Raw genomic sequence first — 24,119 nt, forward strand, 5'->3', positions numbered from 1 at the left:
CTTGGCCCGAGTCTGCTGCATCCAGACGGTTTAGGTTGAACGTGGTTCAAACCGAATGGATGAACAATTCTCTCTCCAGCCTCCATCCCAATCCTGGATGGGCCAACACCAGCTCCTCCCAGCCCGTTGGCAAGCACTGCATCCTCGAGCTCTACGACTGCGATCCAGGCAAGCTCAACGACGAGGCCTTCATCCGCACCACCATTGCCAGCGCCGCTCGCGAAGCCGGTGCCACGGTGTTGCACCTGATCAGCCACCACTTTCAGCCCCAGGGCGTGACCGGGCTTGTGCTCTTGGCCGAATCCCACCTATCCATCCACACCTGGCCTGAATCGGGATACGCAGCGGTGGATGTGTTTACGTGCGGAGACCACACCATGCCGGATCGCGCCTGTCTAACCCTGGTGGAGGCTCTGGCTGCTGACCATTACAAGCTCAGCAGCTTCTTGAGAGACACGGCCTTACCAGGCGGCTAACCACAGCAACGCGCCGGGGCCTGGCAATCGGTGGCCAACGCTGCCAGCCAGCCCTGCAACTGCTCAAGCGCGCCAGAGCGCAGGCGGTAATACACCCAGCGCCCTTCCTCGCGCGCTTCGATCAAACCGGCTTCCCGCATCACCTTGAGGTGAAACGACAAACGCGATTGGGCCAGGTTGAGGTCGGCCACCAAATCACACACGCAGCGTTCACCGCCGGCCAACGCCTGCACAACGTCTAACCGCAAGGGATCGGCCAGGGCCTTGAGCAGTTGACGCGCCTGCTCCTGCTCCAGCGGTTCGACGGCGACCAAGGCGGGGAGCGGCACGGCACAACGGCGTTGACCAAGGCGAGGTTAAGGGAGCAAACCCAAGACAAGGCGGCCCTGGACAGCCCAGATCAAGCAGGCTTGATAGATCAACTTTGGTTGATCTATGGTCCGTTCGTCGCTCTTCCCCTTGCCGCACAGGTCCCATGCGCATTGGCATCAACGGCTTTGGCCGCATCGGCCGGCTGGTGTTCCGAGCCCTCTGGGGACGGCCCGGTATCGAGCTGGTGCACGTGAACGACAGCGCCGGCGATGCCGCGACTGCTGCGCACCTTCTGGCCTTCGACTCGGTGCATGGCCGCTGGCACCAAGCCCTGCAAGCCAACAGCCGCGGTTTTGTTGTAGGTACTCAGCCGGTGAGTTACACCCGCGAGAGCAACCCGACAGCCGTGCCCTGGACGGAAGCGGGCGTTGAGCTGGTGCTCGAGTGCAGCGGCAAGTTCAAAACACCCGAAACCTTGCAGCCCTACTTCGATGCAGTGGGGATGAAGCGGGTGTTGGTGGCCTGCCCGGTGAAAGGAATGATCGCCGGAGCCGAAGCGCTCAACATCGTTTACGGCATCAACCATCACCTCTACAACCCTGAGCAGCACCGGTTGGTGACGGCGGCCTCCTGCACCACGAACTGCCTCGCGCCGGTGGTGAAGGTGGTGCACGAGAGCTTCGGCATCAAGCACGGCTCGATCACCACCCTTCACGATGTCACCAACACCCAAGTGGTGGTGGATGCGTTCAAAAGCGATCTCCGCCGGGCGCGCTCCTGCATGCAGAGCCTGATCCCCACCACAACCGGGTCAGCCAAAGCGATTGGGATGATCTTTCCCGACCTGCAAGGCAAGCTCAACGGCCATGCGGTGCGTGTACCGCTGCTCAACGCCTCCCTCACTGATGCGGTGTTCGAACTGGAGCGCCCAGTGAGCGTGGAAGAGGTGAATGGCGCTTTTGAAACGGCCGCCAACGGAGCCTTACAGGGCATCCTCGGCTACGAAACCCGGCCGCTGGTGTCTGTTGATTATGTAAACGACAACCGCAGTGCTGTGATCGACGCCCTCTCCACGATGGTGGTGAACGGCACCCAGCTGAAGGTCTACGCCTGGTACGACAACGAGTGGGGGTACAGCTCCCGCATGGCGGATCTGGCCTGCCACATCGCCGAGCTCGAGGCACGCTGATGGGCCTCCTCTCCACGGGCCAGCGCTCCCTCTCAGCGCTGCAGCAATACGGGATCGTGACGGCCAACTACTGGGCCTTCACCCTCACCGACGGCGCCCTGCGCATGCTGGTGGTGTTTCATTTCCACGCGCTGGGTTACACCACCCTTGAGATCGCCTTTCTGTTTCTCTTCTACGAATTCTTCGGCATCATCACCAACCTCTACGGCGGTTGGCTTGGGGCGCGCTTCGGCCTGAGGCTCACCCTCTGGAGCGGCACCTTGATGCAGGTGGCCGCGCTGCTGATGCTGATCCCGGTGGCCGACACCTGGCCGAAATGGTGGAGCGTGGCCTACGTGATGGTGGCCCAGGCGATCAGCGGCATCGCCAAAGACCTCAACAAGATGAGTGCCAAGAGCGCCATCAAAACCGTGGTGCCCGAAACCACAGACGACCAAAGCCGCGGCGAGGCGCAGCTGTTCAAGTGGGTGGCGATCCTCACCGGCTCGAAGAACGCACTCAAGGGCGTGGGCTTCTTCCTCGGCGGCTTGTTGCTCACCACGATCGGCTTCAACGCGGCCGTGGGAGCGATGGCAGCCGGCCTGTTCACAGCCTTTCTGCTCACCCTGGTGCTTCCGGCCGAGATCGGCCGCATGAAACAGAAGCCCACGTTCACGGCGCTGTTCTCCAAATCCGAAGGCATCAACGTGCTCTCCCTGGCCCGCTTTTTCCTTTTCGGCGCCAGGGATGTGTGGTTTGTGGTGGCCTTGCCCGTGTTCCTGCAGGCCGCCCTGGGTTGGCGCTTCTGGGAGGTGGGCGGCTTCATGGGCCTGTGGGTGATCGGCTATGGGATCGTGCAGGCCTCAGCTCCTGCCCTACGGCGCAGCTGGGGCCAGAGCAAACCACCGGGAGTTTCAGCGGTGGAGTTCTGGAGTGGCGTGCTCACGGCCATCCCGGCGCTGATTGCGATCGCGCTCTGGCGCGAGGTGGCACACCCGGGCGTGGCGATCGTGGCGGGGCTGGCGGCCTTTGGCGTGGTGTTCGCCATGAATTCCTCGATCCACAGCTACATGGTGCTGGCTTACACCGATGCCGAATCGGTAAGCCTGAATGTGGGCTTCTATTACATGGCCAATGCCGCCGGGCGGCTTCTGGGCACGCTGCTGTCTGGAGCCCTGTTCCTCCTGGGTGGGATGCAGGCCTGCCTGTGGATGTCGTGCGTGCTCGTGGCCCTCGCCTTCGGCACGAGCACCAGGCTGCCACCCGTGCAGCCGCACTGAAGTGCAGCGACACTACAGTGAAATAATGCACTGCACATTGAGTAACATCGTCTTGCAAAGGATTTGTGTTCCTCCTTTGCTTACGCGATGCCCCGCCTCACCATCGCCCTAGACGAAAAAGATCACCTAGCCCTTAAGTTACTGTCGTTGCGTGAGAACCGGCGCCTGAACGAGGTGATAGACGACGCTATCAAGTTCTACTTGTCCAGCACCGGAGGTTACGGACTTCGCATCAGCGATGCAGGCGTAGATTCATCTCATCAAGACCAAACAAACGATGACTGATGAGCAAGGCTGGCATCTTGATCCAAGCAAGTTCCCGCAGAAACTGGAACTCGAGCTCTCGGCCGAGGCCATGGAGTGGCTACGGGCAACTGCACGGGGAACCGAGCGCACAGAAGCCGAGCTGATCCTCGAGATCCTCGATCAAGCCCTCCAGAGCCGGCAGCCGAACGAAAACAGCAGCCAAACCAGCTCGGATGCTCAATCAAGCTGATCGAACAAGAGCCGAGTTTCGAGAAAACGACACCTTTCCACTCAAACCATCACAGAACTTGACAGCCAATCATTGGCGCCCGAGCAAATCGAAAGACATACTGAAGAAGTCCACACGAGAGCAGTCCGTGGTCTATGCAAGTGGCACACCAAAGAGTCTGAGTGCTTCCCGCAGCCGCTCCCCTAAGCGCCTGACCATCACCATTCCGTACACCGTCTTCAGCGCACTGGAGCAACGCAGCACCGAAGAGGGGCGATCGCTCAGCAATCTTGCCGCGTATCTCTTGGAGCAATCGCTGAATCCGCAAGCGCGGGAAAGCCAATAAACGGCATCGAAGCCTGGTTTTTAACCAATGCCGCGAGGCTGCTTCCCTCGTCCTGAAGGGTTCGCCTTCCGTCTTTCCCAGAGGGCGCAGGTGAGGGTGGCAGCTTCAGCGGCTGTCATCGTTTTGTGCCAGATCTGACAGACACCTTGCGGCCCCATCGGCGGAACAAAGTGCTGACAGGATTCGCAGCTGGTCAACGCGACCTGTCAGCCAGAGGTTTCATCACCCTAGAGGGCCTGATGCAAACATCGGCTCCTGCAACGCATCCAACCCGCTGCATCCGCCGGAAGGCACAAGCCACGTAGGGCAACAACACCATTGCCGGCAGCACATGCAGGCCTTTGCGCGCCAATCCCACCATGCAGGCAACAGTCACTCTGCCTGTCCTATCCAGCTGCAGGTGGTTTGACGTGCTCTTGATTTGAGCTGCCGCTGATCTGAACAGGGCGTCAGAGCTTTCTGCGGCATGCCTGCTCCAACGGCTCAGCAAACCCTCTGGGCTTAGTGCGATCGCCATAGGTTTCGGGGGTGAGCAGCGCCGCCCCCACCCATCAAGCTCGCGCTGAGGCTCTGCTCGAGCAGCTCACGCTGCAGGAGAAGCTGGCGTTGATCAGCGGCTCCACTGGGTTTTGGCCAGGCATGGCTTCCATTGCCCTGCGGGATGCGCCCCATCGCCACCCCTGGCCCGCGGGTGTACTTCCCAGGCTGGGGTTGAAAGGGCTGTGGTTTGTCGATGGCCCCCGAGGTGTGGTGCTGCATGGGGGAGCCACCACCTTCCCCGTGGCGATGGCCCGCGGTGCCAGCTGGAACCCAGAGCTGGAAGAGCGGATCGGTGAGGCGATTGGCCGCGAAGCGCGCAGTTTTGGAGCCAACTGGGTTGCGGCGGTGTGCGTGAACCTGCTGCGCTTTCCCGGCTGGGGCCGTGCCCAGGAAACCTATGGCGAAGACCCCATCCATGTGGGCGCGATGGGTGCTGCGATCACTCGCGGCCTGCAGCGCCGCACCGTGGCCTGCGTGAAACACCTGGCGCTCAATTCCATCGATCACACCCGCTTTGTGGTGGATGCGCGGATCAGCTCCCGAGCGCTGCACGAGCTCTACCTGCCGCAGTTCAGAGCGTGCGTGGAAGCAGGCGCGGGATCGGTGATGAGCGCCTACAACCGCGTGAACGGCGAATGGTGCGGCCAGCACCCACAGCTGTTGGAGCAGATCCTCAAGCAGCGCTGGGGATTTGAGGGGGTGGTGGTGAGCGATTTCATCTTCGGGATCAGAAATGGCGTGAAGGCGCTGCAAGCCGGCCAGGATCTGGAGATGCCCTTCCGGATGGTGTGGGAAGGCTGCATCGAAGAAGCCCTGGCCGATGGCCGCCTGCCGCAGCAGCGCCTCGACGACGCCGTGCGCCGGCAGCTCAGGCTTCAGCTGGCGGTGCCACCGGGTGATGAGCCCAGCGCTGTGCGGGGTTGCCCCGCCCATCGCCGCTTGGCACGCCAGGCCGCCACCGAATCGATCGTGCTGCTGCGCAACCAGGCTGGGGAATTGCCCTGGCGAAACTTGCAATCGCTGGCGGTGATCGGCGAGCTCGCCCACAAGCCAAACCTCGGGGATCACGGCTCCTCCGATACACGCCCCCAACCCGGCCAGATCACCACTCCCCTGGAGGGGCTGCGCCAGGCGGCGCCGGAACTCGTGATCCAAAGCAACAGCGGCCGCAACCCTGCAGAAGCGGCTGCGATCGCAGCGCAATGTGAGGCTGTTTTGGTGGTGGCCGGCCTGGATTGGCGCCTGGAGGGCGAGCACATTCACCCTGGCGACATCGCTCCGGTGCTGGCACTGGTGCCTCCGCCGCAATGGCTGCTGCAGCTGTTGGGCCGCCGGCGCCTGCAACCCTGGTGGCCTGCGGTGGCCCGGAGCATGGCCTGGATCACCAGCCACGCCTCACCCACACCGGGGGGGAACTTTGCCAGCGGCGATCGCAGTGATCTGCGCCTGCCCCCGGATCAGATCGCCTTGATCGAGGCCGTTGCGGCAGCTAACCCCCGCACCGTGGTGGCCTTGATGGGCGGCGGCGCGATCCTCACCGGCCCCTGGGATCAGCAGGTGGCCGGGCTGCTGCTGCTTTGGTATCCCGGCCAAGAAGGCGGCCATGCCCTAGCGGATGTGCTGCTGGGCAAGGTCTCCCCCTCGGGGCGCTTGCCCTTCGCAATACCAGCAGAGCAAGCCCAGTTGCCAAGCATCGAACCCAGGGCTCTGCAGGTGAGCTATGACCTGTGGCACGGCTACCGCCGCCTGCAGCGTGATGGGCACCCCCCCGCTTATCCCTTCGGCTTCGGGCTGTCGTACAGCCGTTTTGCCTGGTCTGATCTGAGCCTGAAGCAGGGCAAGCACGCCGTGGAGCTGGGGCTGAGGCTGCACAACTGCGGCGCGATGCGTGCTGCTGCGGTGGTGCAGGTGTATCTCGAAGCACCAGGCCTACTGATGGAGCGCCCACCGCGCACCCTGGTGGCCTTCCAGCGGGTGGAGCTGGAGCGCGGCGAGCAGAGCCGCCTGGAGCTGGAGATCCCCCTACGCCAACTGGCCGTGTTTGATCCGGCCCAGGATGGCTGGGTGCTCGAGCATGGCGAACATCGCCTTGTGGTGGCCGACCACAGCGAGCACACCGCCCTCTCCGGCGCGATCACCTTGAAGGGCGGTTGGCTGGAGCGCTGAGGGCTGGCGTTCTTCGGGCCAGCAGCAGCTGCAGGCGCAGCCGGTTGTAGCGCTGCAGGAGCAGACAAGGCAGGTTGAACAGGGTGGCAAACACGGCGTTGAGGGCCACACCCGGGCCGGGTAGCCAGAGCAGGGTGAGCAGCCACAGCGGCCAGAGAGCCCAGTGCACCAGCTCGGCCCGGCGGGTTTCTGCCATCAACCGCAGCAGAGCCGGCTGATCGCGCCGCGCCAGGCTGGCCTTGGTGATGCCGCCGGGGAGCGCATTGCCGGCATCGGGCATCCAGTGCTTCCACTGGCGAATCTTCAGGCGCCGCTGGTAGGCCTCCAGCCGCGCAGCCAACAGCGCAGGCGAGACTGCCGCAGGCCTTGCGCTCAGCCAGGCCAGCGGCAGCTGGTTGGCCAAGGCTCCCACCACCAGCGAGCCGCCGAGCCACAGGCCCGCTGAACTGATCACCGGCAGCAGGGATGCAGGAGCAACCATGGCGATCAACGGGTACTCACACTGCGGCCCTTCCACTGCACCGATCCCCGCTCAAGGTTCACGATCGCCATCAGAAACACACCCAGAAAAAAGAGCACCGGGACCGGAAACACCAGCGGACTCCAGCGAAAGCGACCCACCCGCTGGGTGATCACCATCAGTTGCAGGGCATAGGCCCCATAGACCGTGGCATGGCGCCAAGGCTGAGGGTCGCCCACCATCGGCCACCCCAGAAGCGAGGCCGGCAAACACCAGGCCGCCCAGAACAGACCCGAGAGCCACAACACCACCGCCAGCATCCAGGGCCAGCGCACCTCACCAGCGGCTGTGGCGAAGTTCTTGTCGAACCCCACCACCAGATCCCCCAACCCGCCCGGATACATGCGGTAGGCGATCTGGTGATCACCGATGAAGGCGCTCACCGGCAAGCCCGCCTGCTCATAGCGATGGGCCAGGAACCAGTCCTCCACCACTTTGCTCGCCACCGCCTGATGGCCGCCGCTGCGTAGGTAATGCTCACGGCTGGTCGCCATGGCCGGTCCGAAGGCAACCCCGCAACGGGGCCCCAGCGGAACAGCCATCAACCCCACCAGGTTGAACAGCAGCGACAACTGCTCGTAAAGCCGTTCGGTGCGGTGAAACGGCTGCACCGACACCAACCCGCCCAGCCGTTGCTGCTGCGCCACCAGGCTCTCCAACAGCCCCGCCGCGGGTTCGGTATCGGCATCGAGAAACACCAACACCTCCCCGGCGCTCTGCTGCACGCCGTTGTGCAACGCCCAGGTTTTGCCGCACCAGCCCGGGGGAAGCGGAGGCGGCTGGACCAGCTTCAGGGGCAACAGCTGGACCGCCGCCTGGGCGATTCGAGCGGTGGCGTCGCTGGAATGATCATCAATCACGATCACTTCAAGCGGTTGGAGAGTTTGGCTGCACAAACCCTCCAAAAGATGATTCAGCGTGGCTTCTTCATTGCGGGCAGGAACCAACACCGACACCGCCGGTTGGTTCTGCAGGCACGCCTGGGGCAAGGGCACGAGATGGCGCGACAACCACCACCCCAGCAACCAGCGCACCACCACAGAAACACCGAGCCAATCCACTGCGGTGAGCACCGATCTGTATCCGCAAGTTATGCCGCGAGATCGCGCTGAATCAGCCCTGACTCAGATGCGCAGCAATTCCTGCGCCAGCGGCCGCAAGGCGGCGGGATCACGCAGCAATTGCGGATGGGTGAGCACGGGCAGCGCGCGGGCTGTTCCCACCGGCAACACGGCTCGCCAACCCGGAAGTACCGCCAGATCGAGAGCCGAATAGAAGCTGTGGCACTCAACCCCACGCAACCCTTCGAGGTTGGTGTTGAGCTCCTGCAGCAACGCACTGCCGCACCGCAGATCGGCCAACCCGCGAAACACACGGCGGGGCCAGGGCTGGGCTGTCCAGGTGCCCTGCTGCGGGCTGCCCAGGCTGATGAAGCGGCGCACCCGCCGCCGGCCGCCCAGCTGCTGGATCCAGCTGCGGGCAATCACCCCACCCATGGAAAAACCGAGCACGTCCATGGGTCCCTCACCAGGTGCAACCGCTTCGATCTGCCGCTGCAACTGCACAGCGGCCTCGTGCACTGGGGTCAACCCGAAGCGCAGCGGCAGGGCTGGGATCAACAGATCGGGCCGCCGTCCACCCAGTTGCTCACGCAGTGCCCGAAACACCTCCGGGGTATCCAGCAGGCCATGCACCAAAACCAGGGGTGGATGCACGCGCGCCAACCTCCAACACCAGACCGGATCTCAATTCAAGACAAATCAGACCAATGCTCAGGCGCAGGGCGCGGTGCGGATCTCCGCCTTCACCGGCAGTCGTTAACCGGGAAACACTCACGTGTGACACCACAAACGCTTTAAACGAATGACCGCAGTTCATTAACCAGCGCTTTACCGGCTCAAAAAACGTCGCAGGAGGATGTCTAGAAACAGCACTAAACCCGTTATGGCATTTCTTCGCGCACCACAATCAAGCGTGGACCTCGGTGGCGCAGAGATCGTTGCGTATGACAACGATCGCAGCATTGCTGCCGTGATCACGGGTGGATCCACCCTCTCGCTGGTGAGCTATAGGAAAGGACTGAACAGCCCCAAGGTGGTCGGCGAGCTGGATCTACCGGGCAATGCGCAGAGCGTAGACATCAACAAGGATGGGCTGATCGCCGTCGCTGTAGCAGTCAACGATCGTAACGACGGCCGCATTTACTTCTACCAGATCAATAATAACGGTGCCACACCGAAAGGAAGCGTTGAGGTTGGCAACCTACCGGATTCAATCAGCTTCACACCGGATGGTAAAACTCTGGTAAGCGCCAATGAGGGCGAACCCAACGAGTTCTACGGCACCGAGGATGGCGTCGACCCCGAAGGCAGCATCTCAGTGGTGCGCATCAACGCGCGCAAGCCCGGCCGTTCGAAGGTGAGCAGCCTCGATTTCTCTGGCTACAGCACCGAAGAATTGCGAGGCCGGGGAGTCCGCATCAGCGGAGAGAACCCCAATCCGCTGCAAGATATCGAACCCGAATACGTGAGCATCAGCGATGACGGGCGGGAAGCCTTCATCACGCTGCAGGAAAACAACGCCATCGCCCGCGTTGACATCAAACAAGGCAAGATCAAAGACATCTTCAGCCAGGGACTGAAGGATTGGTCTGGCACCGAGATCGACACCACAGACAAAGACGGCGTGTATGCACCCGGGATGCGCACCGTCTTCGGTCTGCGGATGGCCGATGGCTTGGACACCTTCCGCCATCAGGGCAAGACCTATGTGATCACGGCCAATGAAGGCGATGGCCGCGTGAGACCCGACGATGTGAATTTTGAAGCCACCCTCGCCGATGGCACCACCTATTCCTATGGCGACAATCTCGTTGAGGGTGCACTCAGCTCGATCGAGGATGAGCTCACTGGAGCCACCATCTACGTGTATGGCGCTGCAGACGTGGGCAACCGCGGCAACTTCGAAGCGGATCAAGGCGATGAACTGTTCATCACCCTGAAGTACGGACCCGTGAGCGACGATGAGTTCTACAGCGATGAACTGCGTGCAGGGAAGCTGAGCGAGGGTGATGCCACCCTCATCAGCGAAGGGCGGCTCAAAACCGTGAAGGATGCCAACGATTCGATCACAGGCGTGAAGACCTTCGGTGGGCGGAGCTTCAGCATCTACACCGCTAACGGAAAGCTGGTGTACGACTCCGGCAACCTGCTAGACCAAATCACCAACGCCGCAGGCTTCTATGACGATGGCCGCAGCGACGACAAGAGCGTTGAACCGGAGTCGGTGGTCACGGCCTTGATCGGCAAACGCCGCTTTGCCTTCATCGGCCTGGAGCGCCCCTACAACCAGAACGATCCGGAGGAACTGGGCACCTTCATTCCGGTGTTTGAGATCACCAAGCCCAACAAGCCTTCCTATGTGGGCGCCTTCAGTGCGGCTGAGTCGCTGTCACCGGAAGGGCTCCACTGGGTTTCAGGCGGCAACCGCGGCGGCCATCTGTTGGTGGCCAACGAAGTGAGCGGAACTCTCGATGCGTTCCGCTTCAATCTCGGCATGATCTGAGCCTGCCTCACCTCATGAAGCGCTAAACAGCTGCCGGATCTGGGGGCTCTTCTCGGGGCAGAGCATGGGGGAGTAGTAGCGCACCGCTGCGATTTCCACCTGCTCCGGGCTGATCCCCTTGAAATCAATCGCGGCTTGTTCGAATTGCTCCGCCAGTTGCTGCTCCATCTGGTCCAGCGTTTCGGTGGAGGTCACCCCAGCCCCCTCAGGGCGAAGCGTGTCGCACAGCAGGCGGGCATACAAACGCGCCGCGCATCCGGTATGACCAAAACGGCTGACGCAGCTGGCCAACTCCGGACTCACCGGCACCGACGGCAACGGTGGAGGCTCCAGGAGCTGGGCCAGCGCCGGAGCCTCGAGACCCATCAACAGCGCTAGTCGCGCGGCCCATCGCCACCAACCGCCACTCACCGAAAACGCTCCGGCTGGCAGCTCCGGAAGCGCTCCACTTCCGGCTCGTTCAGCCGCGGTGCAGCACCAGGCCCTGCCAGAAGCAGCTCGGGATGCACCTGACGCAGGGCTGTAGCGGCGCGATTCAGGGCTTCAGCCGCTGAGGCCTCCTGGCTGGCCTGCTCGCGCTCCCAGCGCTCTCGGCGCTCCGCCTCCTGGCGCCGCCAGGTCTCCACAGCCTGCTCATACACGTCTTGCTCGGCTTGCTGGTCGTAGATGGTGAGGCGGCGCTGCTCCTCCGGATCCAGGGGCTTGGGGCCTGGGCTGGGGGTGTAGGTGGCCGATTCAATCTCGGCCCGTTGTTGCTGGGCAGCCTGAAAGCGATCAAGCAACAGGGGTAGGCGCTCTTGATTGCGGGTGCAGAGGCTGAGCAAGCGCTGCTGCTCCGCCAGACGCTCGCGTTCCTGGGGCGAAGGAGCTGTTGAGCGGCAACTCGCCAACAACACCACAACCAGCAGGGGCAGCAGCCGGAATCGGCGGATCACACGAACCCTGGGGCTTTAACCACTCTGACAGCAGAAGCCCAGGGCTGACGGGTTGCCCCCAAATGGGGGTAGCGACTGCCGCCGCATTGCTCGTAGCTGTAGCGAGCCGATCACAGCGGATCCTTGGAGAACATCGCAGCCCACCTGGCCAAGCTGAAGGCTGAGCTCGATCAGGCCCGCCAGAGCGGTGACACGGCCAAGATCAACCACCTCGCGAGCGAGCTCAAGGATCTGGAGGCCTACCAGCAGCACCACCCCGGCGAGCAGAAGGATCCCTCACCGCTGGAGGTGTATTGCGACCTCAACCCACAAGCCCCTGAGTGCCTCGTGTACGACGACTGAACCCATGAGCCAACAGGATGCGCGGATCACCATTGGCGAATTGGAGGCCAATTACCAGCTGTATTGCAAAGCCCTGAAGATGTTGATCGCTGAGAAGCGAACCCTCAACAAGATTCAGCGCACCGTGTGTTGGGGGCGACTCGAGACACTGCATCATTGCTTACCCAAGCACTACAAGTCGCCCCAATATCTCTACGCCCAACTGACGCGAGACGAACAAAAGGTTGCGACCTGAGCGCATCCAGCACTCCTGGGCCCGATGATGACCACTCGCCTGGGGCTGCGCGATGGACTTCACGCCGTATCTCGACAGCCTCAGCAACGGCCATCTCGATGAGGTGCTGTTGTCGGTAGCCGTGCAGGGCAAGGTCGCCCTTGCCCTGAAGGGGCGTTTCTTTCTGCGCTGCCTGTGTGAAAGCTTTAGCTCGTCCACCTTGATCGGTTGCGCCGTCACCGATGAGCAGAGTTGCCTCAGCTACCTCCAGCAAGAGCCCTATGAACTGCTGATCTGCACCGACTTTCTGGAGAACGGCAACGGATTTGAACTGGCCCGCAAGGCACGCCAGTTGCAACCCCAACTGAAGGTGGTGGTGTTGGCCCTCGGTGATGCCATCCCGGTGGAATACGCCGAAGCCAGTTGGCTGGAGGCCGTGGTGGCGGAAGCGGATTTCATCGAAGACCAGAAACCGCTCGAAGCAGCCGTGATGGCCGTCATGGGCAATCACTCCTACCGAAGCCCTTCCCTCCGCTCCGGCCAGCTCCCCTATCTGAGTTGCCCGCGGCTGACGCCGCGCGAATACGAGGTGCTCGATCTGCTGGCCAGCGGCCTCACCGACCGCGAAATCGCCGAACAACTGGTGGTGAGCGAAGAAACAGCCCGCACCTACACCAAACGCCTGCTCAAAACCCTGGAGGTGAACAACCGGGTGCAGGCCGTGCTCAAAGGGATGCGCTGCGGCATGGTTCAGATCTGAACCAACTGCCAAAGGCAGAGCCCCACAACGCGCCCATACTGCGGGTCGATGCATGCAGCAACAGCCCATGGCGCCTCGTCTGTCGGCTTTGATTCCTGTGGCGGCCCTGGGGTTGAGCCTGCCGATCGCCGCGCTGGCGGCTCCGGCCCAGGCAGCTCCCAGCAGCTGCCCCACCCCGATGCTCGGGCGCTACGCCGTGATGGGCATGGGGGTGCAAAACGGCAACGGACGCAACACCCCCACGGCGCATCTGCGCGAAGAGCGCTGGCTCGCTGGCGGAACGCTGCAGGGAACGGTGGTGGAGCGGCTCGGCCGCGCTGAGCGCCAGGCCAGCTACAGCGGAACGGCGCGTCTGGCAGCGGGCTGCGTGTTGCAGCTGGAGCGCCAATTGCCCTGGGGCAGCGAGCGCAGTGAAGTGGTGCTCGATGGCAAAGGCCGCCCGCTCTACAGCCTCAACCGCAACGCCGGCAGCGTGATCACCAGCCGCTGGTTGCCGATGGCACCCGGCCGCTGCCAGGCATCCGATCTCAATGGCCTGGTGCTCAGCAGCCAGGTGGGGCTCACCTGGCGGAACGGTGGCTGGAGCCCCAACGCTGTGGTGCAACGGGAGCAATGGCGTGATGGTGCGGTGAACGGCTTGGCGCTCTCCAGCTATGGCGGCGTGGGTGAAACCGCTAGCTACAGCGGCCAACTGAAGCTGGATCCCAGCAGCTGCTGGGGCAGCCTCAGCGAACGAGACGCCAAGGGCGTTGGCTACAACTACCGTGCGCTGCTGGTGAAGGGCCGCTCCGGCGCCCGCGGCTACTTCTACCTGCAGCGCGATCCAGACGACCTCACCGCCGGCTGGCTGGTGCGCGACTAACCCATCACCTGGCCAATCAAGGCGGCTTGGTGGAAGCCAGCCGCCTGAACCGCCGCCAGGGCCGCCGGGGCTGAGGCCTCAGGCAGCGCCGCCAGCAGCGGACCGCAGGTTTGCGGGTCGATCCACAGCTGCTGCTGGGCAGCCGTGGAGGCGCCGCTGAGCTGCAGCGGGCCGGGAGGCTCCAGCCAAGCTAGAGCCCGCGCATTGGCGGGCGCCAGGGTGCTGCTGAACCCCTGCCCCAACAGCTCCAATGCCCCAGGCAGAGCGGTGATCGCCTCGGGATCCAACAGCACCTGCTGAGCGGGGCCGAGCATCTCCCCCAGATGGCCGAGCAAGCCAAAGCCCGTCACATCGGTACAGGCCTGGCAGCCGTGGGCCGCGAGCAGCTCCACCAGGGGCGCCTGGCTCTGCTGCATCACCTGCAGGGCCGCATCAATCCAGGCGGGCCGCGCCGCACCCACCATCGCCGCCGCAAACAGCACCCCCGACCCAATCGGCCGGGTGAGCAACAACCGCTGGCCTGCGGCCAATGGCCCCTTCGGCCAGTGGCGCTCCGGCGCCACCAACCCGTTCACCACCAGGCTCAGCCCCAGCCCAGCACCATCGCGCCCCTCAAGGGTGTGCCCGCCCAACAGCGTTGCCCCCTGGGGCTCGAGCACCGAACGCACCCCCGCCAGGCTCTGCAGCAGCCATTCCTCCTGCAACGCCGGCGCCGCCTCCGGCAGGGTCACCACCGCCTGCAGGCTGTGCACCCGAGCCCCGCAGGCCCATAGGTCGCTGCAGGCATGCAAGGTGGTGAGCCGGGCGTTGAGCCAGGGGTCATCCAGCAGGGCCGGAAAGCCATCCACGCTCTGCAGCAACAAGGCACCGCTCGTGCTGGTCTCCACGCAGGCGGCGTCCTCCGCGGCGGGGTGATCGCCGGTGGGGGAGAGCCGCCCGAGGGCAGCCTCCAGCGGGGCAGCCGGCAGCTTGGCCGCACAGCCGCGGCAGGCCATCGGTGTGGCAGCCGCATCCATGGCCGCCGCCGGGGCGAAGCCCTGCATGAAGCGGCGATCGATGCGGTCTTTCCAGCGCCATAACCAGCGCGCGGGGCCCCGTTGCCATGGCCCGTAGAGCGCGAGGGCCTGCGGCGAAGCCGAGCCAGCCCCCCCGCCATCGCCGAGCAACTGCAAGGCCCATCGCTGCGGCCGCCAGCGGCGCAGCGGCCGGGGCGGATCCGCCAGCTGGCGCCGCAGATTCTCCGCGAGGATCGGCGCCGCGCGCACCGCCCACACCCCGGCTGCAGGCCTGGGGTCTGCCGCAATCACGGCGCAATCGCCGCTGGCAAACACCCGCTCAACGCCCGGCACCGCCAGGGTGGCGTTGGTGAGCACTCGGCCGGTGGCCGCCTCCACCGGCAGATCACTGGCCGCCAGCCAACCCGGCGCCTGGCTGCCCGTGCAGGCCAGATCGGCGGGCACCTGATCCGCCACGCCCCGCTGCAAGGCAATCCCAGCGCGGGCAAGCAGTTGCTCAGCCGCCCGTTCCGCCGCGGCCGAACCCAGCTGAAGATGCTCACCCCGCAGCAGCAGCTCCGGCTGAAACCCGCGGGCCCGCAGGGCCAGGGCCACCTCCACCGCCGCGGCACCGCCACCGCGAATGCGCAGACGTGGGTCGGCATCCGGCTGCTGGAGCTGCGCCAAGCGCTGCTCCAACCAGGCCAGAAAGGGCTCGAGCGGCTTCACGATTTGCACCGCGCCATTGGCCTCAGCGGGCCAGCGGGTGATACAGCCCACATTCAGGCTCAGGGTGTGAAAGCGCAGGGGCGGGCGGCCTTCAAGCAGCAGCTCCCGGCGCTCTAGGGCCACGCCGGTGATCTCCGCCTGCACAAAGCCCACGCCAGCGCGGCGGCACAGATCGCGCAGATCAATGGCACAAGCCTCCAGCGGATAGAGCCCCGCCAACAGGCCGGGCACCATGCCGGAATAGAGCGCCGTGCTGGTGCGGTTCACCAGCAACACCGCCACATCAGCGGGGCGGCTGGCGGGCCGCATGATCCAGCGGCGCAGCAGCAGCGCGTGGGTGTGGCCGCAACCAGCCAACACCAACAGCGCTGCGGCGTGCAACGGTCAGTCCACGTTCAGCTGACCGTCGTCATCCCAGCTGAGCAGCGACGGCAATCCATCGCGCCCGTGGGACGACCCCACCCGAGCCACCCTGGAACGACCATTCACAAGCGGAATCAAGCGGCTGAGCTGCTCGGTGATGCGCTCACTGGCTGGGGTGACGGGTGGTGAGGCCTGGTCGGTCATGCCATCACTCTAAAGAGATGCCGGCGAGCCGCTCTCCGGTGCGATGGTGCCGGTTTCCAGCTCCAGGCCGGCGCGGCTGAGGTTCCAGCGGTGGATCGCAACCGCTTCAGCGGAGCGGGCCGCCTGGAGGTTGCGTTGGGCGATCAGCAGTTCGGTGATCGGAGCCACCCCGGCCCGGTAGCGCAGCAATGCATCCCGCACGGCTTCAGAGCCGGCGGCCGCAGCCGCAGCCGCCGCCCGCATCTGCGGGCCGGCGGCCTGATGACCGGAATAAAAGGTTTCCACTTGCTGGGTAATGGCCTGCTCCGCCAGCTCAATCGCCACCTCGCTCTGCTGGGCGCGGCGTTTGGCCAGGGCCACGGCCTGGCGGGTGAGGCCGCCATCAAACAGGGGCTGGCGCAGCCCCAGCACCGCACCCCAGTCGTAGAAGCTGCCGGAGGCGCTGCCGCTGGTGTTCACGGTGGGGAGATCCGGGCCGGGCGCGCCGTTCACATTCACCCGCGGGCTGGTGTTGAGCACCGGCACATTCAGCCAGTCGCCGCTGATGCCGCCGCCCAGCAGCAGGCCCAGCTGGGGCAGGCCCGAGGCGCGGGCCACCTGGATGCGGGCGAGGTTGGCTTGGCGCTGCTGATCGAGGGCCTCCAGGGCTGGCCGCTCTTGCAACGCCCGCTCCAAGGTGGCGTCCAGGCCGAGGCTCCAGGCCGGGCCAGGCCGAAGCGGCTCCTGAAGGATCACCTGCTGCTGCTGCGGAAGATCGAGAGCCCGCGCCAGGGCGCTCAGGGCGATCGTGCGCTGGGATTGGGCCTCCGCCAACCCCTGGCGGTCGGTTTCCACCAAGGCTTCGGCCTGGAGCGTGTCGATGCGGGCAGCCAAGCCTTCGCGGCGGATGGCACGGGCATCGCTGAGCAGCCGCGTTGACACCTGCAGCGCGCTCTCCCACACAGGAATCAGTGCCTCGGCGAGCTGGGCGTTGAGATAGGCGCTCTGGATGGCGAAGCGGGTGCGCCGTTGCTGCTCATTCCCCTCCGCCTCGGCTGCTGCCACGCCAGCCCGGGCAGCCTTCTGCAGCGGACCACGGCTGAAATCCACCAGCGGCAGGGTGAGGGCCAGCCCCACATTCACAAAGGTGTTCTGCACCACCGCGTAGCCGTCGCCGCCCAGCTCGAAGTTGAGATCGCCAATGGCGGGCAGGTTTGAGATGAAGCCGATATCGGTGCCCACCTGGCCGTAGGTGCCCAGACCAACAAGATCGAGCTTGGGCATGAAGCGGGCGCGGGCCAGGCCCTGCAGGGCCTTGCTCTCATCGATCAACAATGAGCTGTTGCGCAGGGCCAACGATCGGCCCATGCCCAACGCGATGGCCTGATCGAGCGTGAGGGATAGAGGCTGTGGCGTAGCTGGTGCGGAAGCGTTCGGCACCGGAGCCGCACCGGCGGGTAGTGGCATGGCGCAGGCAGGCCTCAGGGCAAGGGCCGCGAGAGGTGCCAGCACCCAAGACACAGCTCTCAACCGGTGGCGCGATCGGCAGCGCAAGCCATCAAACCTGAATTGCCAGGTACCCTACCGGCAGCAAACAGCTTTTCTGTGCGTTGGGGTCGATGGCGGTGGTGAGCGAACGCCTCCCGCAGGTGCTGCCGATGACCGCTGTCAGCGCGCTCTGTGCTGTATGGGCACTGTCGCCATCGGTGCCCGTGAAGGTGGAGGGAAGCGCGGTGTTGCTCCCTCCCGAGAGCCGCGTTGGGATCTACGCCCGATCGCCGGGCCAGGTGCAGGAACTGCACCGGCAAGTGGGCGATCAGGTGCGCAAAGGCGAGCTCCTGGCGACCATCAACCGCATCGATCAGCAGGCAGCGGGCGGTGGAACCGTGGGCCCTGGTAGCAATGCGCTCCTGGATCAAATCGCTGCGCTCGATCGCCAGAAAACCACCATCGAATCGCGCATCGGCACCCTGCGTGTCGCCAATCAACCGGTTGGGCAACAACTCCAAGCGCTGGAGAACCTCCGGCGCGACGAGGTGATTCCCAAATACAGTCCCCTATGGGTAGGCGCACAAGATCTATACCTGCGCAACGAAAGCCTGATCAAGGAGTTGCAGGCTCAGATTGCCCAGCTCGATGCCACCAAAGCTGAGCTTCAGGCCCAGCGCGAAAGTCAGTTGGTGCTCGCTCCCCGCGATGGCATGGTGCTGGGGCTGAGCGTGAACCCTGGCCAGGCCGTGATCCCCGGCCAACGGCTCGGCACGGTGGGGCTGGGCCCTGAGCCTCGCGCTGGCGGCAAAGAACGCACGGCGATCGCCCTGTTCAGCGATGGCGACATCGCCAGGCTGCGCACCGGCATGCCGATCCAACTGGATCTGCAGCTGCAAACCCGCGATCGCTATGGCGGCAGTTCCCAGCGCTACGGCCTGGTGGAGGGCCGGATTGTGGACATCTCCCCCGCCACCGCCGACCTGGCTGAGGTCTCGCGTGCCGTTGGCGACCTCACCCTGGCCACCAGCTTGATCGCCCGCAGCCGCCAGGCGGCATTTGGCGAAGGCGGCGATCCGTTGGCGGTGCTGCCCGATAAGGCCACATCGCCGGTGCGGCTCGTCACCGTGGATCTGGAAACCGCCAATACACCCTCCGGGCTGCGCTGGAGCGGCAGCCAAGGGCCCGACATCGCCCTGGAGAACGGCACGCCCGCGAAGGCTGAGGTGCGGGTGGAGCGGCGCCGGCCGGTGAGTTTCGTGCTGCCGTTCCTGCGCTGGCTCGGAGGCACGGAACGATGAATCACTCCCTGCAGCGCTGGCTCAAACCCTGGCGCCAGCCGGCACCCTGGCTCACCCTGGTGCTATTGCTGATCACGGCCAGAAGCGAACCGCCCAGGCTCTGGTTCTGGTTGGCCTTGCTGCTGATCGTGCTGCTGGTGGGCTGGGTGCAGGTCGTCAAACGCCCTCCCGCCAATGGCGACTGATGCTCCTGCCGCCAGCCTGCGCCTCGATCTGAGGGCGGCCCTGGTGATCGGCCTGGCGGCGGCCTTGAGCAATGCCCTTTGCAAAGGGGTTGGTCTGAGCGGTGAATCCCTGGCCTACGGCCCCTTGATCGGCGCGCTCGTGGTGCGGCCTGATTTCAGCCGTTGGCCTGCGTTGATCTACCCGGTGCTGCTGGTGCTGGTGGGGGTGTGCCTGGGGATCGGCGTCAGCCTCGGGCTTGGCTTATCGAACGTGCCGCAAGTGTTCGTGTTCGGGCTGGTGGCAGCCCTGATGCAACTGATCACCCTGCTGCTCCCGAGCAAGTTGCGCCTGCTGAGCGGGGTTGTGGCCTGCGCCGGCGTGCTTCCACTGCTGGGCACCCCAAGCTGGGAAGGCTGGCAAAACGAGATGCTGGCGATCGTGATCGGTCTGGCGACGGGCACGCTGATTCAGCTGATCTTCACGCCGCCGGAGCTGACGATTGAGCCAGGCAGCGAGGCCGAGGAGACATCAGATCCTCCCCTTGAGGAGAGGATCCGTGCAGGCTTGAGTTCGCCCTTCTTCTGGCGCAAGTTGGTGTTCGCCAGCCTGGCCTATGCGATCGGCGAGGGGCTTGGAGCTCTAACACCGAAATACCTCTACTTCGGGGTGGTGCTCCTGCTCAACGAGAGCATCGGCGCCACTCTCGCGCGGGTGCGCGACCGGATGGTGGGTGTGAGCCTGGGAGTGCTCATGCCGCTGCTTGTGTTCAACACCATCGGCATCAGCGAGCTCTCGATCGGGTTGGTGATGGGCGGAACCGCAGCCCTGGTGGCCGCCCTCAACCGCCGCAGTTATCTACGTACAGCGCTGATCTCGAGTGGTGTGGCCTTCATCGGCTACGGCCCCCTCGTGGCTTGGTACATCCCCAACCGCTGGATCGACTACCTCATGGGCAGCAGCCTCGCGCTGTTGATTGGGCTGCTGTTCTTTCCCAACTCCGCCCTGCGCCGCTTCAACGCCCTCACGGCCACGGCCCGCAGCCCTGAACAGCTGAGGCGGCTTGAGAGCCTGCTGCCGGCAGCCGGCGAAGAAGCCCGCTGGCTGGGCTTACCCCCCCCGCAACTCCCGCCGCCCGCGTGATGCCACTCCGCTTGATCTTGCGCCGCCAGTTCCCCCTGCTGCTGGCCGGGCTTGGCTGTGCGATGCCCTTGGCGGCCAAGGCCGCCGCAACCGCTCCAGCAACGGCGTGTTCAGCCCCCAACGCCGCTGTGCTGATCGGCATCAGCGTGATCATGTTGGCGATCACGAGCCTGTGGCAGATGGGGATCTCCCTGGTGATCGCCGAGCTCACCCACGCGGGGCAGCTGATGCGGTGGTGTGCCCAGCACGCCAGCAGGCGCTCGCTCGGGATGCTCACCGGGGCCGGACTCACCGCCCTTGGCCTCGCGGGCGACATCTTCGTCTGGGCGCTGCTGCTGAGAGCCCTGAACCTGTTCAACACCTTGGAGAGCAGCTTCTATTTCAGCGCCATGACCTTCACCACAGTGGGTTATGGCGATTTGGTGCTACCGGAGTGTTGGCATCTACTCAGCGTGGGGCTGGCGCTGAACGGCCTGCTGATGGCCGGGTGGAGCACGGCGCTGTTGGTGTACGTGGTGCAGCACATGTTGGAGCTTCGCTTTCACCAACGGCAGCGGGATTGATCAAGCGGGCTGCACCGACCAGCCGCGGGGATGCAGGCGCTCAAGGTCCATCACCTGATTGCGGCCCTGATCCTTGGCCACATACAAGGCCGCATCAGCCGCCTGGAGCAACTCGCCGAGCTTGTTGCGGCCTTCACTGCCCTGTTCCACCATCCCAATCGAGAGGGTGAGCTGCGGTTCAGAGCCATCGGCCAGGGTCCAGCGGTGGCTGGCCACCCGTTGGCGCAAGCGCTCGAGCAGGTCCTGGGCCTGGGGTGCAGCCGCGGCCACCAGCAGGGCGAACTCATCACCACCCAAACGGCCCACCAGATCACCACGGCGCACAGCACCGTTGAGAAAATCAGCCATCCGCCGAATCACCTCATCCCCTGCGGCATGGCCGTAGGTGTCGTTGATGGTTTTGAAGTGATCGATGTCGATCAGGGCCACCACCAGGGGCTGATCCACGGCGCTCAGATCGAGCCGTTGTGCGGCCGCCTCCAGAAACGCGCCACGGTTGAGCACACCGGACAGGCTGTCGGTCTGGGCGAGGTTGATCAACTCGGGGAGCAACTGGCGCCGCACCACCAGCACCAGCGCCGCCGCGGTGAGAAACAGCGGCACCAGACCAGCCAGAAACACCAAACCCGTGAGCTGCAGGGCCTGACCCACCAGCGGCTGCAGATCGAGCTCGATCACCAGCAGACCCTGTTGGCCAAAGGCCGGTAGCCCTTCCAGGGCCAGCGGCGTGGGCAACACGCGGATCATGTGGTCTCCACCAAACCAGGGAATCGGTCCATCGAGCAGGCTTGAAGCCCGATCCGCCACACAGAAGCCAGCGCTGGAGGCGGGGAAGCAGGCCCGCAGATGCTCCGGCAGATCGCCCAAACCAGCCTCAGCATCCAGCGCCTGCACCGAATGGCCCACCAGGGCGTTGTCGCTAGCGGCGAGCACCATGCCCCGCTGATCCAGAAGCAGAGCGGAGCGCAATTCCCGCGAGGAGGCGGCCAGCTGCAACTGGCGCTGCACCTCATACAAGGGCTGAAAACTGGTCACGCTGCCGGAGAGATCACGCTCGATCGAGCGGGTATGGTTCTCGGCCTCTTTCAAGGTGGCGTGCAACACAAGCGCCCCGCTCACGCTGGCCAGCACCGTCGAGCCCAGGGCGGCCGCCGCCAGGGCAATCGCCAACAGGCGACGGTTCACCCGTTCGCGCAGTGGTCCTCTCATGGCACCAGCTCCGGGGTGAGCGTCGGCAGCGGGGTGGCCTGCGGGAGGCGATTGGCCTCGCGCATCTGGCGCTGCAACTGCTCCAGGGTGCGCTGCACGGGTCCCGATGGAGCGAGCAACGCCGCCTGCTGAGAGCGATCGGGATACCGGATCAACCGCTGGGAGTTGCGGAATTGCTCGGGGGTCACCCCCTGACGGTGTGCCATCAGCTCCGTAGCTTGCTGGGGTTGATCGGCGGCAAACTGCCGAGCCGCCCACCAGGTGCGCACCAGAGCCGCCACCAGCTTGGAATCACGGCGCTGGAGATCAGGGCTCACCGCCAGCACATCCACCACCTCACCAGGAATCTCGCTGGAACTGAACAACACCCGCCAGCGCGGATCCGCCGCAACAGCATCGCTATGGGGGGCGTAGGTCACGATCGCCTCCACCACACCGCGCTGCAGCTGGGCAACCAGGGCCTTCGGGCCGTCGTAGCGGAGCTTGAAATCCGCCAGCCCCAGCCCCTCACCATGCACAGCGCGCAGCAGCATGTATTCGCCGAGCACGCTGCGCTCGAGCCCCACCCGCTGCCCCTTGAGCGCCGCCAGCGACCGCCAGCGCGCGGCGGCCACCACCTGATCGGCCCCGTTGGACTCATCGAGCACCAGCACGATCGACGGGCAGCGGACCGGCACCTCACGGCAGATGGCGATCGCCTCCGGCAAGGTGGAGGCGATCGCCTCCACATCACCGCGGCTGAAGGCGCGGCGCTGATCCTGCAGGGAGCCGAATTGATCCACCTGCAGGCGATAGCCCTGCTGGCGATCCAACCCCTTGCGGCTCGCCAGATAGAAATATTCGTAGGCCGGCCAGTCAACGATCGCCAGCCGCACCTGGCGTTGCTGCCATGGGAGCGTGCAGGCCCCAAGCGCCAGGGCCAAACCGGCTGATGCCAACACGGCGCTGATCCGGCGAGGCTGCCTCATCGGGCCGCCTCCACATAGCGGGCATCCACCTTGGGCACGGGCGCACCGGCTGCCGTGAGCTGGAGCCGCTCCTGCACGGCCTGCACAGCCTTGAGATTGCGAGCCAACACGCCACCGGGCTGGAGCATCGGCCGCTGCTGATCGAGGTTGAAATACACCAACCCCTGCTCGGCCTGGCGGTATTCCTCAGGGCTGAGCTGCTCCCGTTGTGCCGCCAGGGCAATGGCTCGATCGGGGTTGCGGCGGGCCTCGTCACGGGCCGCAGCCCAGGCGCGAATCAAAGCCGTGATCGTGTCGCCATGGCGAGCCAGATACTGCGGATCCACCGCGAGCACGTCGAACACCTCACCAGGAATGGCGCGGCTGTCGAACAGGGTGCGCGAGAGCCCATCGCGGGCGGCGTAGTCACTGAAGGGCGGGAAAAACACCGCCGCCTTCACATCACCACTGCGCAGGGCCGCAGGCATCTGGGCCAACGGAATATTGCGCAGCTGCACATCCCCCATCGCCAACCCCTGCTGCTCCAGGGCACGGCTAAGCACGTAGGGGCCCAGGGTGGAGAAGGTCACGGCCACGGGCTGGCCCTTGAGCGCGGCCAGGTTGGGCACGGAACGCGCCACGGCAATCTGATCCCCGCCGCGCGATTCATCCAGGATCAGCACGATCACCGGGCAGCGGCTCGGGGCACGGCTGCAAAGGTCCACCGCTTCCACCGTGGTGAGCTGAGCCAAAGGCACATCCCCCCGCAGGTAGGCATGCACGATCGTCTGCGGATCGGGAAACTGCAGCGGCTTGATCGTGATGCCCTCAGGGCGATCGAGGCCCAGCTTGTGGGCCAGATACATGGTTTCGTAGCCAGGCCAGTTGGACACTGGCACCTCGATGCTGGCGGGAGCCAGCTGACACCCCCCCAGCGCCAACGCGGAGGTCACGGCGCTACAGGCAGCCAAGGATCCCCTCCCGAACCGCCGCTGAATGAAGCGCGCCAGGCTGTTGGTCATGTCCCAGGCTAGGTAGGGCTTGGGTTCTGGCAATACAAAAGCCAAGCGCGCCGC

The 24,119-nt window shown here is 64.8% G+C and carries 27 protein-coding genes; 15 read left to right on the top strand and 12 right to left on the bottom strand.

All coding sequences use genetic code 11. The features are described from left to right. Window positions 1–59 precede the first annotated feature (59 nt). The gene (gene speD, locus KUL97_RS05530) at window positions 60–476 is read left to right on the top strand and encodes an adenosylmethionine decarboxylase (protein WP_217795940.1); all 417 of its coding nucleotides are present in this window, start codon (window positions 60–62) and stop codon (window positions 474–476) included. Here speD and KUL97_RS05535 read toward each other — a convergent pair. Beyond that, window positions 473–805 carry a metalloregulator ArsR/SmtB family transcription factor gene (locus KUL97_RS05535; protein ID WP_217795941.1) on the bottom strand — a complete coding sequence of 111 codons (333 nt, stop codon included), beginning with the start codon at window positions 803–805 and terminating at the stop codon, window positions 473–475. The genes speD and KUL97_RS05535 overlap by 4 nt on opposite strands. Before the next feature lie 146 nt (window positions 806–951). On the opposite strand from KUL97_RS05535, the gene KUL97_RS05540 reads away from it, so the two are divergent. From KUL97_RS05540 to KUL97_RS05560, 5 genes are all read left to right on the top strand, one after another. Then, entirely contained in the window at window positions 952–1,977 is a 1,026-nt protein-coding gene (locus KUL97_RS05540) for an ArsJ-associated glyceraldehyde-3-phosphate dehydrogenase (protein ID WP_217795942.1), read from the top strand. Then, window positions 1,977–3,236: an organoarsenical effux MFS transporter ArsJ gene (arsJ, locus tag KUL97_RS05545; protein WP_217795943.1), complete on the top strand. Its 1,260-nt coding sequence runs from the start codon at window positions 1,977–1,979 to the stop codon at window positions 3,234–3,236. Before KUL97_RS05540 ends, arsJ begins: the two co-directional genes overlap by 1 nt. Window positions 3,237–3,513: 277 nt before the next feature. After that, a complete protein-coding gene (locus KUL97_RS05550; RefSeq protein ID WP_217795944.1) occupies window positions 3,514–3,732 on the top strand; it encodes a hypothetical protein in 219 nt (72 codons plus the stop codon). Continuing rightward, the gene (locus KUL97_RS05555) at window positions 3,716–4,057 is read left to right on the top strand and encodes a hypothetical protein (protein ID WP_217795945.1); all 342 of its coding nucleotides are present in this window, start codon (window positions 3,716–3,718) and stop codon (window positions 4,055–4,057) included. Before KUL97_RS05550 ends, KUL97_RS05555 begins: the two co-directional genes overlap by 17 nt. Window positions 4,058–4,585: 528 nt before the next feature. Beyond that, the gene (locus KUL97_RS05560) at window positions 4,586–6,763 is read left to right on the top strand and encodes a beta-glucosidase (protein WP_368656096.1); all 2,178 of its coding nucleotides are present in this window, start codon (window positions 4,586–4,588) and stop codon (window positions 6,761–6,763) included. Here KUL97_RS05560 and KUL97_RS05565 read toward each other — a convergent pair. From KUL97_RS05565 to KUL97_RS05575, 3 genes are read right to left on the bottom strand one after another with little or no spacing between them, the layout of a single operon-like run. Continuing rightward, window positions 6,732–7,244, bottom strand: coding sequence for a hypothetical protein (locus KUL97_RS05565; RefSeq protein WP_217795946.1), 513 nt, complete (start codon window positions 7,242–7,244; stop codon window positions 6,732–6,734). The two genes, KUL97_RS05560 and KUL97_RS05565, sit on opposite strands and share 32 nt — an antisense overlap. Before the next feature lie 5 nt (window positions 7,245–7,249). Further along, the gene (locus KUL97_RS05570) at window positions 7,250–8,356 is read right to left on the bottom strand and encodes a glycosyltransferase family 2 protein (protein WP_368656097.1); all 1,107 of its coding nucleotides are present in this window, start codon (window positions 8,354–8,356) and stop codon (window positions 7,250–7,252) included. 51 nt (window positions 8,357–8,407) lie between these two features. After that, on the bottom strand, window positions 8,408–8,998 hold the full coding sequence (locus KUL97_RS05575; RefSeq protein WP_368656098.1) for a lipase family alpha/beta hydrolase: 591 nt from the start codon (window positions 8,996–8,998) through the stop codon (window positions 8,408–8,410). Between the two features lie 229 nt (window positions 8,999–9,227). Between KUL97_RS05575 and KUL97_RS05580 the strand changes: the two genes are divergently transcribed. Continuing rightward, a complete protein-coding gene (locus KUL97_RS05580; RefSeq protein ID WP_217795947.1) occupies window positions 9,228–10,847 on the top strand; it encodes a choice-of-anchor I family protein in 1,620 nt (539 codons plus the stop codon). 12 nt (window positions 10,848–10,859) lie between these two features. Here KUL97_RS05580 and KUL97_RS05585 read toward each other — a convergent pair whose 3' ends face one another. After that, window positions 10,860–11,213, bottom strand: coding sequence for a hypothetical protein (locus KUL97_RS05585; RefSeq protein WP_254896199.1), 354 nt, complete (start codon window positions 11,211–11,213; stop codon window positions 10,860–10,862). A 41-nt stretch (window positions 11,214–11,254) separates the two neighbouring features. Beyond that, window positions 11,255–11,782 (bottom strand): hypothetical protein, encoded by a 528-nt coding sequence (locus tag KUL97_RS05590; RefSeq protein ID WP_217795949.1) that lies wholly within the window; start codon window positions 11,780–11,782, stop codon window positions 11,255–11,257. A 123-nt stretch (window positions 11,783–11,905) separates the two neighbouring features. On the opposite strand from KUL97_RS05590, the gene KUL97_RS05595 reads away from it, so the two are divergent. The 4 genes from KUL97_RS05595 (at window position 11,906) to KUL97_RS05610 (ending at window position 13,960) form a co-directional block, all read left to right on the top strand. After that, window positions 11,906–12,124, top strand: a complete 219-nt coding sequence (locus KUL97_RS05595; protein WP_217795950.1) for a CP12 domain-containing protein — start codon at window positions 11,906–11,908, stop codon at window positions 12,122–12,124. 4 nt (window positions 12,125–12,128) lie between these two features. Then, the gene (locus KUL97_RS05600; RefSeq protein WP_217795951.1) at window positions 12,129–12,359 is read left to right on the top strand and encodes a DUF3136 domain-containing protein; all 231 of its coding nucleotides are present in this window, start codon (window positions 12,129–12,131) and stop codon (window positions 12,357–12,359) included. Between the two features lie 52 nt (window positions 12,360–12,411). Continuing rightward, window positions 12,412–13,098 (top strand): response regulator transcription factor, encoded by a 687-nt coding sequence (locus KUL97_RS05605; protein WP_217795952.1) that lies wholly within the window; start codon window positions 12,412–12,414, stop codon window positions 13,096–13,098. A 67-nt stretch (window positions 13,099–13,165) separates the two neighbouring features. Then, the gene (locus KUL97_RS05610; protein ID WP_217795953.1) at window positions 13,166–13,960 is read left to right on the top strand and encodes a hypothetical protein; all 795 of its coding nucleotides are present in this window, start codon (window positions 13,166–13,168) and stop codon (window positions 13,958–13,960) included. Here the strand turns inward: KUL97_RS05610 and selD are convergent. Genes selD through KUL97_RS05625 form a run of 3 tightly spaced genes read right to left on the bottom strand, consistent with a single transcriptional unit; the run spans window position 13,957 to window position 17,697 of the window. After that, window positions 13,957–16,065 (bottom strand): selenide, water dikinase SelD, encoded by a 2,109-nt coding sequence (selD, locus tag KUL97_RS05615; RefSeq protein WP_254896200.1) that lies wholly within the window; start codon window positions 16,063–16,065, stop codon window positions 13,957–13,959. The genes KUL97_RS05610 and selD overlap by 4 nt on opposite strands. A 3-nt stretch (window positions 16,066–16,068) precedes the next feature. Next, complete coding sequence (locus tag KUL97_RS05620; protein WP_217795954.1) at window positions 16,069–16,251, bottom strand: hypothetical protein; 183 nt, start codon at window positions 16,249–16,251, stop codon at window positions 16,069–16,071. A gap of 9 nt (window positions 16,252–16,260) precedes the next feature. Then, window positions 16,261–17,697, bottom strand: a complete 1,437-nt coding sequence (locus KUL97_RS05625) for a TolC family protein (protein ID WP_254896201.1) — start codon at window positions 17,695–17,697, stop codon at window positions 16,261–16,263. 161 nt (window positions 17,698–17,858) lie between these two features. On the opposite strand from KUL97_RS05625, the gene KUL97_RS05630 reads away from it, so the two are divergent. Genes KUL97_RS05630 through KUL97_RS05645 form a run of 4 tightly spaced genes read left to right on the top strand, consistent with a single transcriptional unit; the run spans window position 17,859 to window position 20,887 of the window. Beyond that, a complete protein-coding gene (locus KUL97_RS05630; RefSeq protein WP_217795956.1) occupies window positions 17,859–19,019 on the top strand; it encodes an HlyD family efflux transporter periplasmic adaptor subunit in 1,161 nt (386 codons plus the stop codon). Next, window positions 19,016–19,204, top strand: a complete 189-nt coding sequence (locus KUL97_RS05635; RefSeq protein ID WP_217795957.1) for a hypothetical protein — start codon at window positions 19,016–19,018, stop codon at window positions 19,202–19,204. Before KUL97_RS05630 ends, KUL97_RS05635 begins: the two co-directional genes overlap by 4 nt. Next, window positions 19,194–20,324 carry an FUSC family protein gene (locus tag KUL97_RS05640; RefSeq protein WP_217795958.1) on the top strand — a complete coding sequence of 377 codons (1,131 nt, stop codon included), beginning with the start codon at window positions 19,194–19,196 and terminating at the stop codon, window positions 20,322–20,324. The genes KUL97_RS05635 and KUL97_RS05640 overlap by 11 nt, the downstream gene beginning before the upstream one ends. Further along, entirely contained in the window at window positions 20,324–20,887 is a 564-nt protein-coding gene (locus KUL97_RS05645; RefSeq protein WP_217795959.1) for a potassium channel family protein, read from the top strand. Before KUL97_RS05640 ends, KUL97_RS05645 begins: the two co-directional genes overlap by 1 nt. Here the strand turns inward: KUL97_RS05645 and KUL97_RS05650 are convergent, their stop codons facing one another. From KUL97_RS05650 to KUL97_RS05660, 3 genes are read right to left on the bottom strand one after another with little or no spacing between them, the layout of a single operon-like run. Next, the gene (locus KUL97_RS05650) at window positions 20,888–22,096 is read right to left on the bottom strand and encodes a diguanylate cyclase (protein ID WP_217795960.1); all 1,209 of its coding nucleotides are present in this window, start codon (window positions 22,094–22,096) and stop codon (window positions 20,888–20,890) included. Beyond that, on the bottom strand, window positions 22,093–23,064 hold the full coding sequence (locus tag KUL97_RS05655) for an ABC transporter substrate-binding protein (RefSeq protein ID WP_217795961.1): 972 nt from the start codon (window positions 23,062–23,064) through the stop codon (window positions 22,093–22,095). Before KUL97_RS05655 ends, KUL97_RS05650 begins: the two co-directional genes overlap by 4 nt. Beyond that, window positions 23,061–24,065, bottom strand: coding sequence for an ABC transporter substrate-binding protein (locus KUL97_RS05660; RefSeq protein WP_217795962.1), 1,005 nt, complete (start codon window positions 24,063–24,065; stop codon window positions 23,061–23,063). Before KUL97_RS05660 ends, KUL97_RS05655 begins: the two co-directional genes overlap by 4 nt. Window positions 24,066–24,119 lie beyond the last annotated feature (54 nt).

It is taken from the genome of Synechococcus sp. HK05 (assembly GCF_019104765.1).
Lineage (GTDB): Bacteria > Cyanobacteriota > Cyanobacteriia > PCC-6307 > Cyanobiaceae > Vulcanococcus.

What these genes read in the sequence shown, in the direction of transcription:
- speD (WP_217795940.1), top strand. Translation starts at nt 60, where the DNA reads ATGAACAATTCTCTCTCCAGCCTCCATCCCAATCCTGGATGGGCCAAC.
- KUL97_RS05540 (WP_217795942.1), top strand. Translation starts at nt 952, where the DNA reads ATGCGCATTGGCATCAACGGCTTTGGCCGCATCGGCCGGCTGGTGTTC.
- arsJ (WP_217795943.1), top strand. Translation starts at nt 1,977, where the DNA reads ATGGGCCTCCTCTCCACGGGCCAGCGCTCCCTCTCAGCGCTGCAGCAA.
- KUL97_RS05550 (WP_217795944.1), top strand. Translation starts at nt 3,514, where the DNA reads ATGACTGATGAGCAAGGCTGGCATCTTGATCCAAGCAAGTTCCCGCAG.
- KUL97_RS05555 (WP_217795945.1), top strand. Translation starts at nt 3,716, where the DNA reads ATGCTCAATCAAGCTGATCGAACAAGAGCCGAGTTTCGAGAAAACGAC.
- KUL97_RS05565 (WP_217795946.1), bottom strand. Translation starts at nt 7,244, where the DNA reads ATGGTTGCTCCTGCATCCCTGCTGCCGGTGATCAGTTCAGCGGGCCTG.
- KUL97_RS05580 (WP_217795947.1), top strand. Translation starts at nt 9,228, where the DNA reads ATGGCATTTCTTCGCGCACCACAATCAAGCGTGGACCTCGGTGGCGCA.
- KUL97_RS05585 (WP_254896199.1), bottom strand. Translation starts at nt 11,213, where the DNA reads ATGGGTCTCGAGGCTCCGGCGCTGGCCCAGCTCCTGGAGCCTCCACCG.
- KUL97_RS05600 (WP_217795951.1), top strand. Translation starts at nt 12,129, where the DNA reads ATGAGCCAACAGGATGCGCGGATCACCATTGGCGAATTGGAGGCCAAT.
- KUL97_RS05605 (WP_217795952.1), top strand. Translation starts at nt 12,412, where the DNA reads ATGGACTTCACGCCGTATCTCGACAGCCTCAGCAACGGCCATCTCGAT.
- KUL97_RS05610 (WP_217795953.1), top strand. Translation starts at nt 13,166, where the DNA reads ATGGCGCCTCGTCTGTCGGCTTTGATTCCTGTGGCGGCCCTGGGGTTG.
- KUL97_RS05620 (WP_217795954.1), bottom strand. Translation starts at nt 16,251, where the DNA reads ATGACCGACCAGGCCTCACCACCCGTCACCCCAGCCAGTGAGCGCATC.
- KUL97_RS05625 (WP_254896201.1), bottom strand. Translation starts at nt 17,697, where the DNA reads ATGCCACTACCCGCCGGTGCGGCTCCGGTGCCGAACGCTTCCGCACCA.
- KUL97_RS05635 (WP_217795957.1), top strand. Translation starts at nt 19,016, where the DNA reads ATGAATCACTCCCTGCAGCGCTGGCTCAAACCCTGGCGCCAGCCGGCA.
- KUL97_RS05640 (WP_217795958.1), top strand. Translation starts at nt 19,194, where the DNA reads ATGGCGACTGATGCTCCTGCCGCCAGCCTGCGCCTCGATCTGAGGGCG.
- KUL97_RS05645 (WP_217795959.1), top strand. Translation starts at nt 20,324, where the DNA reads ATGCCACTCCGCTTGATCTTGCGCCGCCAGTTCCCCCTGCTGCTGGCC.
- KUL97_RS05650 (WP_217795960.1), bottom strand. Translation starts at nt 22,096, where the DNA reads ATGAGAGGACCACTGCGCGAACGGGTGAACCGTCGCCTGTTGGCGATT.
- KUL97_RS05655 (WP_217795961.1), bottom strand. Translation starts at nt 23,064, where the DNA reads ATGAGGCAGCCTCGCCGGATCAGCGCCGTGTTGGCATCAGCCGGTTTG.
- KUL97_RS05660 (WP_217795962.1), bottom strand. Translation starts at nt 24,065, where the DNA reads ATGACCAACAGCCTGGCGCGCTTCATTCAGCGGCGGTTCGGGAGGGGA.